Genomic DNA, 15549 nt, shown 5'->3' with positions numbered 1-15549 from the left:
CGGTCAGGCGTTCTTCGTGGCGCTGAGGATGCCCTGCAACGGCAGTGCGTCCGGCGGTAGTTGCGCCGGGTCCTGGGAGAGCTCCCGGGTGACGGTGAATCCCGCTTCCTCCAGCCACTCGCGGAACGTCGAGAGTTTCTGGGGCCCGCCCTGACCGGTGGCGCAGCCGAGGAAGAAGGACGGGTAGTAGTCGACGCTCCTGGATTCCTTGATGTTCTCGGCGTAGATCGGCACCAGGATGTGGACCCGCCCGCCCACCTCGAGCGAGTCATGGACACCCTTGAGGATCCTGAGCACGTCATCACCGTCGAACATGTTCAGGAAGTGCTTGATCAGTACGACGTCGAACCCCTTGGGCACCGCCTCGAACACATCCCCGCCGATGAACGAGGACTTGTCGTCCACGCCGTGCTCACGGAAGGTGCGCAGACAGTCCTCGCGCTTGTCCGGGAGGTCGAACGTGGTCACGTGCAGTCCGGGCGAGCCCTTGAACTTGTGGGTGTGGATCGCGCCGAGTCCGGTGTGTCCCGCCAGGTCGAGCACCTTCGATCCCGCCGGTATCTCGATGGTGTCGAAGAACCACGGGTCGATGCGGTCGGTGACCGAGTCCATCAGCTTCGACCAGGGCTCGCGCAGATCGGCGTGGAGGGCCATCGCGCCGTACAGGTCGCCCTCGAATCCGTACAGTTCCTTCAGGCCGACGACGGTGCCGGTGCGCACGCTGTCGGTGAGGTAGTAGAGCTGCCTGAGCGTGGTGGCCTTGATCTTGCCCATGAAGTCGAGGACCCGCCGCAGGTCGGCCTCGGCGACCTCCGCGATCGCGTCGAGTGCGTAGCCGCCCGAGCGCTCGTCGTACGCGACGAAGCCCTCCTTGACCGGCAGGTACAGGAGCTGTCCCACCGCGTCCGGCTTGGCGCCGACGGCATCGCCGAGCTCCGCCGCGGTCATGCCGGGCCTCTTGCGGAGCTCGTCGATGATGCCGAGTTCGAAGCAGGACAGCAGGTTCATGAACCGTGCGGGTCCCACCATGTATTCACGGAACCGGGCGAGCGTGGCCTGTGCAGTCATGGAGCAATTCCCTTCGGGTTTTCAACAGGTTGGTGCCGAGATCGGCCGCCGTCACCCGGTGTCGGCGGCAGTCGCCCAGGAACGGCCTGCCGCTGCCTCGATCCGCAGCCGCAGTCGTCCCCGGCGCATCCGTCCCGTGGTCTCGTACAGCGCCTCCGCCACCAGGGCGTCGCTGAAGCGGAACCAGCCGAGTCGTTGTTCGTCCTCGTCGATCAGCCCCGCCGCGATCGCCTGGTCGAGGGCCGCGAGTGCCGTGTCGATGTCGATCGAGGCGACATCGGCGACGACCTCGGCATCGAAGTGCTGGCCCGCGACGGCGGCCACGGCGAGCAACTCGGGCGCGGGCTCCGGCAGTTGTCTGACGCGGCGCAGCACCGCTTCGCAGGTGTCCCACAGCACCGGCACGCCGGGCCACCCGGCGAACCGCCGCAGCGGCCCTGCCCTTCCGGCCCCCGGCTTCCCTGGTGGCGTCACCGGCTGCCCGCGGCCGGCCTCCACCGCTGCCGGCGCCTCGGTCAGCTGCCGGACGGACGCCTCAGGGCCGACGAAGACTTCGACGGCGGGTTCTTCCGCCGACGGCGGTGTGCCTGCCGCGCGCGGCGAGGTGGCTGCCGGTGCCGGACGCCGGTCGAGGGCCGGATCCTGGTGCAGTATCCGCTGCCGCAGCTGTCGCAGGCGCGGCGTGGGGTCCACGCCGAGTTCCTCGGAAAGGCGCGCCTGGATGCCGCTCAGCACGGCGAGGGCGTCGGCCTGGCGGCCTGCCCGGTACAGGGACAGGCTCAACAGCTCGCAGCCGTACTCGCGCAGCGGGTTGGCGTTGACGAAGGCCGACAGTTCGGCCACGGCCGCTTCGTGGGCCCCCAGGGCGAGGAGCGCCGCGCACCGCATCTCGACGGTGGACAGCCGCAGTTCCTCAAGACGTGCCACCTCCGGTACGACACAGGGGACAGCGCTCACCTCCGCGTGGGCCTGGCCTCGCCACAGGGCGAGACCCGCGTCGCACTCGTGCAGCGTCTGGCGCGGATCGTCGTGGTCCCGTGCCTGCCGTCCCGCCTCGGCGTGTGCGATGAAGCGCTGTACGTCGACGTCCACAGCGTCGGCGTCGAGGACATAACCGCGCACGCAGGTACGCAGCACCGTCGCCCGTGTTCTCGGCGCACGGCCGGGCTCGAGGACCTTGCGCAAGTTGGCCACGTACACCTGTAGCGCGGTCATCGCCGAAGGCGGGGGCTTCCTCTCCCACAGGGCCTCCAGGATGACGTCGGTCGTCACCCGCCTGCCTGCCTGGCTCACCAGGAGGGCGAGCAGCGTGCGCTGTTTGGGCGCGCCCAGATCCACCGTCCGCCCGGAGACCGTCGCCTCCACAGGTCCCAGAGCATGAAATTCCACCGTCGTACGGCGACCGGTTTCGACCACCATCGTGTCCTTCATGATGAGCCCTTCCGGATTTGCCGAATACCGGGACCCCGGGTATCACTCTCCGATGCTAAGAAGGCGGATTCGTAATTCCCTTGAGTGTTCCTTGAGCCGGAGTCGACTCTTGCCGGTTCGATCTGGCGGCGGACTCGCATTCGGTGCTACCAAATGTGAGCTGCTTGCGTTCTGAGCGATGATGAAGACGAGAAGAGGCTGATCATGAAGGCAGTGCGTTTCCATTCCTACGGCGACCCCGACGTCCTCGTGCACGAGGAGGCGGACCGTCCGCAGGCCGGGGCCGGCCAGGTCGTGCTGCGGGTGGTCGGCGCGGCGTGCAACCCCGTCGATGCCTCGCTGCGTGCCGGGTTCGTCAGGGAGGTCTTCGACCTCGCGATGCCGCACGTGCCGTGCTACGACGTGGCGGGCGTCATTTCCGAGGTCGGCGAGGGTGTGGGCGACTGGAGCGTGGGTGACGCGGTGGTGGCATGGCTACCGATCCCCGGCCCCGGTGCCGCCGCCGAGTACGCCGTGGCACCCGCCGAGGCCCTGGCGGCGGCTCCCCGCACGGGAGAGGCCGCGGACGCCGCGGCGCTGCCGTCCGTCGCACTGACCGCCTGGCAGGCGCTGTTCGAGCACGCCGGTCTGAAGGCCGGCCAGACCCTCCTCGTCAACGGCGCCGGTGGCGCGGTGGGCGGCTACGCGGTCCAGCTCGCGGCGCAGGCCGGCGCATCGGTGACCGCGACGGCAAGCGCCGGGAGCCAGGACCGCGTCCGGTCGTACGGCGCCGAGCGGGTCGTCGACTACACCGTGACTCCGCTCCGGGAAGCGCTGGCCGGTCAGCAGTTCGACGTGGTGCTCAACCTGGTGTTCCTGAGCGACCCGGACGAGCTCGCGAAGCTCGTCGACCTGGTCGTCGACGGCGGCGTCTTCGCGAACACCGTTCCGCCGGGCCTGTCCGCCACCGAGCGCGGCGTGCGCAACATGCAGGTCTTCGGCCGCAGCGACGCCGCCCAGCTCACCGAGCTGGTCCGCCGCGTGGACGCCGGCGAGCTGAAGATCCATGTCGCCGAGCGCAGGCCGCTGAGTGAACTGCGGGCCGTGCACGAGGAGCTGGCCGCCGGGAAGCTGCCCGGGAAGACCGTCCTGCTCCCCTGATCACCCGATCCCCCGAAACGGCGGCTCTGCGACCGCCCGGGGCCGCACAGAACAAGGAGCACTGTTCCCATGCCTTCGACATTGGAATCCGACGCTGTCGCCACCACGCTCGACCGTCTTCTGGCTGCGGAGGACAAGCAGGATCTGGCGGCCGAATGGGCGGCGGCCGGGGTGGATCTGGGCGGGGAGTTCCCTGCCGACATGAGCGCCGCCGAAATGGCGGAGCGCACCAAGGACATCATCATGTCCGTGTCCAGGAAGGGCGGCGAACTCCTCTATCTGCTCACCAGGGCCGTCAAGGCGCGGACGGTCGTCGAGTTCGGCACGTCGTTCGGGATTTCCACGCTCTATCTGGCTGCCGCAGTGCGCGACAACGGCGGCGACCAGGTGATCACGACCGAGCTTCAGCAGGACAAGGCGCGCAAGGCCACGGAGAACTTCGCCGCCGCCGGGCTCGGCGATCTCATCGACCTGCGGCTCGGCGATGCGCGCGAGACCCTGCGCGAACTGCCCGAGCAGGTCGATCTGCTGCTCCTCGACGGGTGGCTCGATCTGCGGCTGCCGATTCTGCGCATCGTGGGACCGCGGCTGCGGCCCGGCGCGCTTGTGGTGATCGACGATGTCGATCTCGACATCGGCCGCGGCGTCTACGCGGAGTTCCGCGACTACATCAGCGACCCTGCCAACGGCTTTCTCTCCGTGACGATCCCCGTCCACCATGGAGTTCAGCTCGCTCTGAAGGTCGGCTGACACCTCAGCCGAACCGACGGACAAAGCCGGCCGCGGCCACCGGGTGCGTACCCGAGTGGCCGCGGTCGGCTCTTTCCCGTCCTGTCCCCCGTCCTACTCCACCGTCCGCTCTTCCCCGGCCGAGAGGACCGTGCGGATGCAGTCGTCGACGATGCGCTCGGCGCGTTCGCAGGACACCGCCCCCTCGATGTACGTGAAGTTCCACGACAGTTGACGGTGACTGGTGGTCACCGACGAACCGAAGTACCCGACCACGGAGATTCCGCCCACGAACTGCGCCTGCGAGAGCTGCCAGCCGCCCAGTCCGGCCGGGAACTCGAAGCGTCCGACATTGGACACGAAGAAGTTGAAGGGCCCGTGCTCATCGATGTACTGGATGAAGGGCTCGCTGTCGGCCACCGAGGACGGCCCCTGACGGGCGAGCAGGTCGAACACCCCGTACTGTTCGCCGCGCTGCTTGCGCGCCGGTATGTCCTCCTTGATGAACCGCGCCATCGACCACAGATCGTCGGGCTGGTAGCCGACCACCGAATGCAGCGCGGACACGAAACAGCCGGCCTCGTCCTCGGACACCGGACGCCGCAGCTCCTCCCGCAGGGAGACGGGCGAGCCGACCGCGAAGCGCGCGGGTGACTCGGCCTTCGCGTCGCGGGCGACGGCAGACGCGAGCGCCGCGGCCAGCAGACCGTGCAGCGTGGCCCCTTCGCGCTTGCACGCGCGCGCAAGCCCGTCCAGCGCGTCGATTCCGATGGACCGGTGCAGCATCCGGGTCCGACGCCGCGCGAACGGTACGAACTGCTCCGGTTCGAGTCTGCCCACCTCGCCCGCGTCGTCCGTGGCGCCCTCGGCATCCGCAGCGCGCTCGACGTCCCGTTCCGGGAACAGCGCTTCGAACGGCTCCGGCAGGGGGCCGCGCTCCACCGCACCGGCCCCGGGCCCGGACGGCGCAGCGGCGAGCCGTACCCACTGGCGCAGCAGGGAGAGCGCGGTGGTCCCGTCCGCGATGCAGTGCGGGACGGTGAGGATGAGGTCGTGGGTCTGTCCGGGGCCGCTGATGAGGACGGCGCGGGCCAGCGGTCCCGACCTCCAGTCGATGGCGTCCGTCAGTTCGTGGCCGTCCACTTCGCTCGCCCAGCGGGCCTCGTCCTCCTCGGTGCGGACCACCTCGCGCAGCGGGACGGGCCGGTCGGCCGGCACGAACCGCGGCCCGTCCCCGGGTGTGCCCGGCGCCGTGTCCGCTATGGCCGTACGCAGCAGCGGATGCCGGTCCTGTAGCGCACCGAGCGCGCTGCGCAGCACCTGTGCCGACACCTCACCCGTGATGCGGACACGGGCGCAGACGTTGAGCGTGGAGAGCTGATCGATGATCCAGTACCAGCGCTCCCCAGGGCTCAGCTCGCGCGATGTCACGACGCTTTCCCCCGTCGCATTTTCCGTCAGGGTGCTCGATGCATTCATCGCAGACATTCCCCCATCGCTTTCCTCGAGTCCGGTGCCGTACCGGACATTCGAGGGAGGCTAACAAGGGGCCATCGAGCGACAATCGAGCCTGGGGTGAAGCCCCCTTACGGTCAATTGACCTGCGACGTTAGGCCAGTACTTAGTCCATATCAAGGGGGCCGTGCTGCCATTCTCCAGTCGGACTCAAGCCATTCTGGAGGAACGTCGCCATGACTCAGCCAACGCTCGCGCAGACCACTTCTCCGCTCGTTGCCATCGACCCTCTGGGCGCGGATCGCCACGGTGAGGCGGCGCGGATGCGCGACCTCGGACCTGTGGTGCGCGCCGTGCTGCCCGGCGGTGTCCGTATGTGGGTGGTCACCGATTACGCGCTGCTCGCCGAGCTCGCCGCCGATCCGCGGGTGGGACGGGACTGGCGGAACTGGGAGGCGCTGCGCCGCGGCGAGATCCCCGATGACTGGCCGCTGCTCGGCATGATCCGCCTGAACAACATGATGGCGCGCGACGGCGCGGAGCACCGGAGGCTGCGCCGCCCGCTGACCCGTACGTTCACCCGCAGCCGGGTCGAGGCCATGGGGCCGCGTATCGACCAGATCGTGGCGCAGATGCTGGACGACCTGCCCCACCGGGCAGCGCCGGACGGCACGGTCGATCTGCGGGCGCACTACGCCTACCCGTTCCCCATGCAGGTGATCTGCGAGCTCATCGGCATACCGGAAGCGTGGTGGTCGCGTTGCCGCGAACTCATCAACACCGTCATCCGCGCCGACACGACAGCCGAACAGTTCCTCGCCACCGAGCAGGAGCGGCACGAGCTGTTCCAGCGTCTCTTCGCCATGCGCCGCGCCGAGCCCGCGGACGATCTGACCAGCGCACTGCTCACCCACAACGAGGAGGCGGACGACCCCTTCACGGACGAGGAACTCGAAGACACCCTGTGGACGCTCATCGGCGCGGGCCATGAGACCTCGATCAGTCTGATCGTCAACGCCACCCGTGCGCTGCTCACCCATCCCGACCAACTGGCGATGGTCCGCGAGGGCGGCCCCGCCCTCTGGGGCGAGGTCATCGAGGAGACCTTGCGCTGGGACTCACCGGTCGGCAACTTTCCCGCCCGGTTCCCGACCGAGGACATCGTGGTGGCCGGCGTCACCATCCCCAAGGGGGACGCCATCCTGGCCCCGTGGAGCGGTGTCAACCGCGATCCGAAGCAGTACGGCGACACCGCCGACCAGTTCGACATCACGCGGCCGGTCAAACGGCACCTGGCGTTCGGCACCGGACCGCACGTATGCATCGGCCCCGGCCTCGCCCGGTTCGAGGCCATGGCCGCGCTGCCCCCGCTGTTCGCCCGCTATCCCGAACTCCGGCTCGCCGTCGACCCCTCCGAGCTGTCCCCGGTCCCCTCCCTCTTCTCCAACTCCGTCACCGGCCTTCCGGTGCACCTCGGCCCGGCGAAGAGCTGACTCCCTCCGACTCCCTCCGCCAGGCGGCACCGAGGGCTCAGCGCTGCGCCGGCGGGATGTTGTGGTTGAGCCGGAAAACGTTCTCCGGGTCGTGAGCCGCCTTGATCTCGGTGAGGCGCTGGTAGTCCTCGGGGTTGTACGCGGAGCGCACGTGCTCGGTGTCCCGCTCGCCGTTCAGGAAGGTAAGGGTCCGCCCGCCGGTGCTCCAGGGCTCGATCGCCTCGAAGAGGCTGTCGTGCGCGGGCTTGATGTCGGCGATGTCGGCGCGTTCGAGCCGCGACACGACGTTCAGCAGGTAGTGCGCGCCCCGGTGGCCGACCGCGTTCGGCACGGCGGCGGGGCGCGCGAGAGCGCCGCCGAGGTGGCGCAGCTCGACGACGTGCGGGACGGGCGCGTGCGGGCCCACCCGGTCCAGGAGGGTACGCACCGCGTCGGCGTCCAGCTCGCCGAGGAGGGCGGTGCTGCTTTCGAAGCTGCCCGCCGCGGCCGGGTCGTTGTGGATGGTTCCGACCTCGGTGAAGGGCATCTCACGGATCGTGTCGTTGAAGGGGTTCAGTGCCCGCAGAGGCGCCACGAGTTCCTTGCCCGCGTCGAGATCGTCCGCCGAGTAGGCGACCCGGACGTGCACGACGTGGCGGCCCCGCAGCGGCGGCGGGAGTACCGGCACATCGGGGAAGAAGATCACCGCGACCGATGAGGTCATCTCCTCGGGCATACCGGCCGACCACCGCACGTACGTGTTGAGCACTTCGGTGACCGACGCGAAGTCGAAGAAGAGTCCACCGCCGTAGAGCGTGGCGACGGGCATGAGGTCGATCTCGATTCCGGTGACCACACCGAAGTTGTCCCGGCCACCGCGCAGCGCCCAGAAGAGGTCGGGGTCCGAGGAGTTCGTGACGTGACGCAGCTGGCCGTCCGCGGTGACGACATCGATGCTGCGCACGTGGTCCGCGGCGTAGCCGTAGCGCCGCGAGAGCGGTCCGAGACCGCCGCCGAGCGTGTAGGAGACCACGCCGACCCCCGGAGCCGAGCCGGAGAGCGGTGCGAGCCCGGCGGGTGCCGCCTCGTGGAGCACCTGGTCCCAGCTCACCCCGGCCGCGACCCATGCGGTTCGCGCCGACGCGTCCACCCGGACGCCGGTCATCCGGGACGTGTTGATCAGCACCCCGCCTTCGGCGGCGACGGCCGCCAGCGCATGCCCGGTGCCCTGTACCGCCACCGGAAGCCCGTGGCGGCCGGCGAACTCCACCGCTGCCTGCACATCGGCGGGCCCGGTCGCACCGACCAGGATCTCGGGCCGATGCCGCCGCGCGGTCTGGTTCCCCGCTCGTTCCGCGTCGTAGTCCTCGTCCTTCGCCGTCAGCACCGGGCCCAGGACCCGCTTGCTTAAGGCCTCGACCGCCTCGGCGTCGAAACGGGCGACCTGGCTGTTCTCCTCGACCGAACCGCTCATGACTCTTCCCTTCATCACCGGTATCGCGCCCGCGCTCGCGGTCGAGCCGCCGACGCCGCTAGAGTTAGTCAAGCAACCGTACTACTTTTTAGTCAAGCACCCTGACGACTTAGCCGCAACAGAAGGGTGGCCAGAGATGACCACGCGATCCGAGAAGCAGGCCGAGGGCCCGGTGCCGCTGCCCGCCCTGCTCTCGCAGGCCAAGGACATCACCGTCGAGCAGCTCCACCGGCAGCTCGCCGACGAGGGCTTCGAAGGACTGCGGTACCGGCACGGCTCCGTCTTCCGTTTCATCGCACCGGAAGGCTCTCGGCTCACCGCGCTCGCCGAGCAGTCAGGACTGAGCAAACAGGCCCTCGGTGAGGTGGTCGACGAACTCGAACGACTGGGCTACGTGGAGCGGACGGCGGATCCGAACGACCGCCGGGCCAAGCTCATCCGGCTGACCGACCTCGGCACCAAGGGCCAGCTCGCCGCCGCCCGGATCCTCGGGGACATGGAACGGAATTGGGTCAAGCACTTCGGCCGTGACGGGATCGCCATGCTGCGCCGGACATTGGAAGAGATTATCGCGCGGCACGAGGAATAGCCACCGGATCCGGCCTTTTCCGGTGCTACCCGAACGCGGCCCGAGCCCGCCCCGAGCCGCGCTCAAGCGCCGTACTTCAGGGTATTGAGGTGTCGAACTCCAAGCCGACTCCTCAAAAGGTGGACTTGACGGACATGCCAACGCTTTGCAAACCGGCCGTTGAGCTGCCGGAATACGTCATCACCCTCGAAGAAACCCTGAAGTTCGCCGAAAAAACCCACGCGGGAAAGCCGCAACTGCCCCTTGCGCTGCGCCTGATAAAGAACACGGGCGTCCAGAAGCGGCACATCGTGCAGCCGATAGAGAAGACACTTCGCCACCCGGGCCTTGAGGAGCGCAACCGGGTGTTCGAGAGCGAGTCGAAGAAACGCTGTCCTGCCGTCATCGAACAGGCCCTTGCCAACGCCGGGCTGACCGCCGAGGACATCGACGCGATCATCTTCGTGTCGTGCACCGGGTTCATGATGCCTTCGTTGACCGCGTGGCTGATCAACACGATGGGTTTCCGCACCGACACCCGGCAGATACCCATCGCACAACTGGGCTGTGCGGCGGGCGGAGCCGCGATCAACCGCGCCCACGACTTCTGCACCGCCTACCCGCAGAACAACGTCCTGATCGTGTCCTGCGAGCTGTGCTCGCTGTGCTATCAGCCCGACGACGACGGTGTCAGCTCCCTCCTGGCCGACGGTCTCTTCGGCGATGCGGTGGCGGCTGCCGTGGTCCGGGGCATCGGTGGCACCGGCGTGTCTCTCGAACGCAATGCCTCGCACGTCATCCCGGGCACCGAGGACTGGATCTCCTACGCCGTACGCTCCACCGGCTTCCACTTCCAGCTCGACCGCCGGGTGCCGGGAACGATGGAACCGCTCGCTCCCGTACTGCGCGAACTCGCCACGAGCCACGGCCGTGACGTCGGGAACCTCGATTTCTACATCATCCACGCCGGCGGTCCGCGCATCCTTTCCGACCTCAGCAGGTTCCTCGGGGTCGACCAGAGGATGTTCCGCCACAGCTGGGCCACCCTGACGGAATGCGGCAACATCGCGAGCGCGGTCGTACTCGACGCGCTGCGCCGGCTGTTCGAAGAAGACACCATGACCCCGGACGCCAACGGAATCATCGCCGGTTTCGGCCCTGGCATCACCGCTGAAATGGCCATGGGCAGCTGGCGCGTCGAATCGCCTTCGATACACGAGGACCTCTTCCGGCAGGCCGTGCCGGTTTCCCTCTGAGGAGAACAAGATGACGGGCAGCCTGCCTCTGCCGAACCGTATTCTCGACATCGCCAACGGCTACTGGGCCACCGCCCTGCTCGGCGTGGCGACACAGCACTCCCTGTTCACCCATCTCCAGGCCGGTGTGGACACCGCGGAACAACTGGCGGCGAAAACCGGGCTTTCGCAACGAGGCGTGCAGACCCTGCTCGACGGGGTCGTCGGCCTCGGGCTCGTCGAAACCTCCGACGGCAGCTACCGCAACACCCCGGAAGCCGACCTGTACCTGGTCGAAGGGCAGCCCACCGACCTCGGCGGCTTCGCTCGGCTCAAGCTGGCCGAGATGGACAAACTGGTGGGCCGGCTCGATGTGTTCAGCGCCGGCGGCCCCTTGGCGGACCCGATGGTGGAGGTGGCCGACAACCCCCACTGGGCGAAGGTCGCCCCCGCCATCGCGGCATCATCGGTCAAGGTCGCGGAGACGGCCGTCGACCTCCTCGGGCTCAGGGAGAGCGGCGAGATCTCCATCCTCGACGTGGGCGGCGGGTCCGGCATCTTCTCCTCCACGTGGCTGGAGGCCAATCCCGCGGCCCGCTCGACCCAGCTCGACTGGGGGCCGATCAACGCCATCGCCCGCCGGCTGCTCGAAGAGCGTTCCGTCGCCGACCGGTTCACGTGCATCGACGGTGACTTCCACACCGTCGGACTCACCGACGCCGCCTACGACATCGCGCTGTACTCGCATGTCGCACACCAGGAAGGGCCCGAGGAGAACGTGGCGGTCTTCACCAGGCTCCGTGCGTCGCTCAAGCCCGGTGGCACGCTCGTCGTCTGCGACTACGTCGTCGAGGACGACCGAAGCGGCCCGCCCTTCCCGCTCATGTTCGCCTCGGAGATGCTGCTCAAGAGCCAGCGGGGTGGCACCTGGCGGCGCGCCGACTACCGGGCCTGGCTCACGGAAGCGGGCTTCTCCGACGTGTCGTTCCACCCCACCCCGTCCCCCGCCACCTTGATCATCGCCAAGTAGCGGGCGCCTGCTCCGGGCCGCAGCAGGAGAAGCCGACGGCGCGGCGGCCACGGCGCGGGACCCGGTGCTCGGCGTGCCCCTTCACAGCACGCCGCGCACCCGGCCCCCGGCATCCCCGCCGGGCCACTCCTGCGCCGCGAGAACTAGACGTTGAAGCGGAACTCCACCACGTCCCCGTCCTGCATCACATACTCCTTGCCCTCCATCCGCGCCTTCCCCTTCGCGCGGGCCTCCGCCACCGAGCCGGTCTCCACCAGGTCGTCGAAGGAGATGACCTCCGCCTTGATGAAGCCCTTCTGGAAGTCGGTGTGGATGACGCCGGCCGCCTCGGGGGCCGTCGCGCCCTTCTTGATCGTCCAGGCGCGGGATTCCTTGGGGCCGGCGGTCAGGTAGGTCTGGAGTCCGAGCGTGCGGAAGCCGACGTGGGCCAGGGTCGCCAGGCCCGGCTCTTCCTGGCCGACGGACTGGAGGAGCTCCAGCGCCTCGTCCTCGTCGAGCTCGGCGAGGTCCGCCTCCAGCTTGGCGTTGAGGAAGATCGCCTCGGCGGGGGCGACCAGCGCACGCTGCTCGTTCTTGAAGTCCTCGTCGGTCAGCTCGTCCTCGTCGACGTTGAAGACGTAGAGGAACGGCTTGGTGGTGAGCAGGTGCAGGTCGTGCAGGAGTTCCTCGTTGCCGGAGCCCTGGACGATGCCCGCGGAGAACAGCGTGTCGCCCTTCTCCAGGATCTCCTTGGCCTCCTCGACGGCCTTGACCTTCGGCGCGATGTCCTTCTTGATGCGCGACTCCTTCTGGAGGCGCGGCAGGACCTTCTCGATGGTCTGGAGGTCAGCGAGGATCAGCTCGGTGTTGATCGTCTCGATGTCGTCCTTCGGCGAGACCTTGCCGTCCACGTGCACGACGTTCTCGTCCTTGAAGGCCCGGATGACCTGGCAGATCGCGTCCGACTCGCGGATGTTCGCGAGGAACTTGTTGCCCAGGCCCTCGCCCTCGGAGGCGCCGCGGACGATGCCGGCGATGTCGACGAAGTCGACGGTGGCCGGAAGGACCCGCTGCGAGGAGAAGATCTCCGCCAGCTTCGTCAGACGGGGGTCGGGCACGCCGACGACGCCGACGTTGGGCTCGATCGTGGCGAACGGGTAGTTGGCCGCCAGCACGTCGTTCTTGGTCAGGGCGTTGAACAGGGTCGACTTGCCGACATTCGGCAGACCGACGATTCCGATCGTGAGCGACACGTTGCGACTTCCCGTGAGTGGAGGGCCAGGGGGCCAGGGGACCGGCCGATCCACCAGTCTACGGCGTGTCCGGAACCGCCCGGGCGGACAGTCGAACGCTTGGCCAAGCCGCGGCCGACGGCGTGTCTGAAGGGCTATTCGGCATATTGAACGACCTAAGTTGGTGCGGTGGAGCAATACAGGACGCGATCTCCTCAGTACGGACCGCGACAGTACGGACCGCGACGGGACCGGCCCAGGCCCCCCGGGCCGCCCCGTCAGCCCGTGCCGTCCCGGCAGCCCGTGCCGTCCCGGCAGCCCGTGCCGTCCCAGGCGGGGCGGGGAGCGGGGGGCGAACCCGTGCGCGCGGCCCGGCCGCCCGGACCGCAGCGCCGCCCGGCACCGGTACGACGGCCCGCGCCCGCACCGGCGCCCACCGCCGGCCGGCTGCCGAACCCCCGGCTGACCGGGCTGGGCGGCGGGCTGTTCTGCGCGGTGGTGATGTTCCTGCTGGGCGCGCTCTGCTCGGCGCTGTTCGGGGCGTCCCTGACGGCGTACGGCGTGCTGTTCCTGCCGGTGTGCGCGCTGACCGCCCTGTGGGTGCGCCGGGGGGACCTGATGACCGCGCCGGTCGTGGTGCCGATCGCGTTCGCCGTGGGACTGCTGCCGCTGGCCGACGGCGAAGGAGGGACCGGCAGCAGGCTGATGGGCCTGATGACGGCGCTCGCCACGCAGGCCGGATGGCTGTACGGAGGGACGCTGATCGCCGGGCTGATCGTGCTCGTCCGGCGGATCAGGCTGGTGCACCGGCGGCGGACGGCCGGGGCCCGGCCGCCGGTGTGACACCCGGCGGATCGGGCCTCAGCGCCCGGCCGCCCGCATCGCCGCGCCCACGATCCCCGCGTTGTTCTGCAACTGCGCCGGGACGATCTCGGCCTTGATGCCCTCGATGTGGGGCAGGAACTTGTGGGCCTTGCGGCTGACGCCGCCGCCGATGATGAACAGCTCCGGCGAGAACAGCATCTCGACGTGGGCGAGGTACTTGCGCACGCGGTGCACCGCCCAGTGCTCCCACGTCATGTCGTAGTCCTCGCGGGCCTTGCTGGAGGCCCGCTTCTCGGCGTCGTGTCCGTCGAGCTCCAGGTGGCCCAGCTCGGTGTTGGGGACGAGGACGCCGTCGACGAAGACCGCGCTGCCGATGCCCGTGCCGAGGGTCAGCAGGATCACCGTGCCCCGGCGGTCGCGGCCGGCGCCGAAGTGCATCTCGGCGACTCCCGCGGCGTCCGCGTCGTTGACCACCGTCACCGGCAGTCCGCCCAGCCGCTCGCCGAGCAGCGCGCGGGCGTCGGTGTCGATCCAGCTGTCGTCGACGTTCGCCGCCGTGCGGATCGTGGCTCCCTCGGTGACCACGCCCGGGAACGTGACCCCGACGGGGCCCGTCCAGCCGAAGTGGCCGACCACCTCCCGGACGCCGTCGGCCACCGCGTCGGGTGTGGCCGGGTGAGGGGTGAGGACCTTGTGGCGCTCCTGCGCCAGGTCGCCCTTGTCCAGGTCCACCGGCGCACCCTTGATCCCGGATCCGCCGATGTCCACTCCGAAGATCTGCATGGCCCTACGTTACGACGAACGACTGACAGTCACAGGCCGGACGGCGGTCACCGCCCGGCCCGTACCCGGTCACTTCGCGGAATCTTCACCGGTCCCGGCGCCACCGCGCTCGGCGACCAGCGACGCCGCCTCCTCGCGCAGGTCGCGGCGCAGCTCCTTGGGCAGGGAGAACGTGATGGACTCCTCGGCCGCCTTGACGATCTCGACGTCCTCGAAGCCGCGCCGGGAGAGGTACTCCAGGACCTGCTCGACCAGGATCTCCGGGACGGAGGCGCCCGAGGTGACGCCGACCGTGGTCACGCCCTCCAGCCAGGCCTCGTCGATCTCGTCGGCGAAGTCCACGAGGTAGGCCTCGCGGGCACCGGCGATCTTGGCGACCTCGACGAGCCGCTTGGAGTTGGAGGAGTTGCGGGAGCCGACCACGATGACCAGGTCGGACTCGGCGCCCATCTGCTTCACGGCCAGCTGGCGGTTCTGCGTGGCGTAGCAGATGTCGTCGCTGGGCGGGGAGATGAGCTGCGGGAACTTGTCCTTCAGGGCGTCGACGGTCTCCATGGTCTCGTCGACGGACAGCGTGGTCTGGGAGAGCCAGACGACCTTGGAGGGGTCCCGGACCTCGACCTTCGCCACATCGCCCGGGCCGTCGACGAGCTGGATGTGGTCGGGGGCCTCACCGGAGGTGCCGATGACCTCCTCGTGGCCCTCGTGGCCGATCAGGAGGATGTCGTAGTCCTCGCTCGCGAAGCGGACGGCTTCCTTGTGGACCTTGGTGACCAGGGGGCAGGTGGCGTCGATGGTGGCGAGCTTGCCGCGCTCGGCCTCCTCGTGGACGACGGGGGCCACGCCGTGCGCGGAGAACATGACGATGTTCCCCGGGGGCACTTCCTCCGTCTGCTCGACGAAGATCGCGCCCTTCTTCTCCAGGGTCTGCACGACGTACTTGTTGTGGACGATCTCGTGCCGGACGTACACCGGAGCGCCGTACTGCTCCAGGGCTTTCTCGACGGCGATCACGGCGCGGTCCACACCCGCGCAGTAGCCACGGGGGGCGGCGAGCAGGACACGGCGGCCAGGCGAAGCAGACATGCGTCCCATCGTAAGGCCGCGTTCGGCGCGTCGAAGATCCCG

14 protein-coding genes are annotated in these 15549 nt (G+C 69.0%); 7 read left to right on the top strand and 7 right to left on the bottom strand.

Annotated elements, in window-relative coordinates:
- Positions 1–3: 3 nt before the first annotated feature.
- Positions 4–1068: a methyltransferase gene (locus AB0E85_RS20570; protein ID WP_361929007.1), complete on the bottom strand. Its 1065-nt coding sequence runs from the start codon at positions 1066–1068 to the stop codon at positions 4–6.
- Between the two features lie 51 nt (positions 1069–1119).
- Positions 1120–2499, bottom strand: coding sequence for a BTAD domain-containing putative transcriptional regulator (locus AB0E85_RS20565; RefSeq protein WP_361929004.1), 1380 nt, complete (start codon positions 2497–2499; stop codon positions 1120–1122).
- A gap of 204 nt (positions 2500–2703) precedes the next feature.
- Here AB0E85_RS20565 and AB0E85_RS20560 point away from each other — a divergent pair, with 204 nt between their 5' ends.
- Both AB0E85_RS20560 and AB0E85_RS20555 read left to right on the top strand, forming a co-directional pair.
- Positions 2704–3639 (top strand): NADP-dependent oxidoreductase, encoded by a 936-nt coding sequence (locus AB0E85_RS20560; RefSeq protein ID WP_361929001.1) that lies wholly within the window; start codon positions 2704–2706, stop codon positions 3637–3639.
- A gap of 69 nt (positions 3640–3708) precedes the next feature.
- Positions 3709–4389, top strand: coding sequence for a class I SAM-dependent methyltransferase (locus AB0E85_RS20555; protein ID WP_361928999.1), 681 nt, complete (start codon positions 3709–3711; stop codon positions 4387–4389).
- Between the two features lie 93 nt (positions 4390–4482).
- On the opposite strand, the gene AB0E85_RS20550 is transcribed toward AB0E85_RS20555, so the two are convergent.
- On the bottom strand, positions 4483–5799 hold the full coding sequence (locus AB0E85_RS20550; protein WP_361928996.1) for a condensation domain-containing protein: 1317 nt from the start codon (positions 5797–5799) through the stop codon (positions 4483–4485).
- Positions 5800–6059: 260 nt separating this feature from the next.
- On the opposite strand from AB0E85_RS20550, the gene AB0E85_RS20545 reads away from it, so the two are divergent.
- Entirely contained in the window at positions 6060–7316 is a 1257-nt protein-coding gene (locus tag AB0E85_RS20545) for a cytochrome P450 (RefSeq protein ID WP_361928994.1), read from the top strand.
- A gap of 37 nt (positions 7317–7353) precedes the next feature.
- On the opposite strand, the gene AB0E85_RS20540 is transcribed toward AB0E85_RS20545, so the two are convergent.
- Positions 7354–8769, bottom strand: coding sequence for an FAD-binding oxidoreductase (locus AB0E85_RS20540; RefSeq protein WP_361928991.1), 1416 nt, complete (start codon positions 8767–8769; stop codon positions 7354–7356).
- Positions 8770–8905: 136 nt separating this feature from the next.
- Between AB0E85_RS20540 and AB0E85_RS20535 the strand changes: the two genes are divergently transcribed.
- From AB0E85_RS20535 to AB0E85_RS20525, 3 genes are all read left to right on the top strand, one after another.
- A complete protein-coding gene (locus tag AB0E85_RS20535) occupies positions 8906–9358 on the top strand; it encodes a MarR family transcriptional regulator (protein WP_361928988.1) in 453 nt (150 codons plus the stop codon).
- A gap of 134 nt (positions 9359–9492) precedes the next feature.
- The gene (locus AB0E85_RS20530; protein ID WP_361929103.1) at positions 9493–10593 is read left to right on the top strand and encodes a type III polyketide synthase; all 1101 of its coding nucleotides are present in this window, start codon (positions 9493–9495) and stop codon (positions 10591–10593) included.
- 10 nt (positions 10594–10603) lie between these two features.
- Complete coding sequence (locus AB0E85_RS20525) at positions 10604–11602, top strand: methyltransferase (protein WP_361928986.1); 999 nt, start codon at positions 10604–10606, stop codon at positions 11600–11602.
- A 143-nt stretch (positions 11603–11745) separates the two neighbouring features.
- Here AB0E85_RS20525 and ychF read toward each other — a convergent pair whose 3' ends face one another.
- Positions 11746–12834: a redox-regulated ATPase YchF gene (gene ychF / locus AB0E85_RS20520; protein ID WP_030842729.1), complete on the bottom strand. Its 1089-nt coding sequence runs from the start codon at positions 12832–12834 to the stop codon at positions 11746–11748.
- A 168-nt stretch (positions 12835–13002) separates the two neighbouring features.
- On the opposite strand from ychF, the gene AB0E85_RS20515 reads away from it, so the two are divergent.
- Positions 13003–13656: a DUF6542 domain-containing protein gene (locus AB0E85_RS20515; protein ID WP_361928983.1), complete on the top strand. Its 654-nt coding sequence runs from the start codon at positions 13003–13005 to the stop codon at positions 13654–13656.
- A gap of 18 nt (positions 13657–13674) precedes the next feature.
- On the opposite strand, the gene ppgK is transcribed toward AB0E85_RS20515, so the two are convergent.
- Both ppgK and AB0E85_RS20505 read right to left on the bottom strand, forming a co-directional pair.
- Positions 13675–14421, bottom strand: a complete 747-nt coding sequence (ppgK, locus tag AB0E85_RS20510; protein WP_361928980.1) for a polyphosphate--glucose phosphotransferase — start codon at positions 14419–14421, stop codon at positions 13675–13677.
- Positions 14422–14490: 69 nt separating this feature from the next.
- Positions 14491–15516 (bottom strand): 4-hydroxy-3-methylbut-2-enyl diphosphate reductase, encoded by a 1026-nt coding sequence (locus AB0E85_RS20505; RefSeq protein ID WP_361928977.1) that lies wholly within the window; start codon positions 15514–15516, stop codon positions 14491–14493.
- Between the last annotated feature and the right edge of the window lie 33 nt (positions 15517–15549).

The sequence above is a fragment of the Streptomyces sp. NPDC029044 genome (assembly GCF_040637495.1).
Lineage (GTDB): Bacteria > Actinomycetota > Actinomycetes > Streptomycetales > Streptomycetaceae > Streptomyces.
The sequence above is the reverse complement of the archived record's forward strand: the minus strand, read 5'-3'. Positions and strand labels throughout refer to the sequence as shown.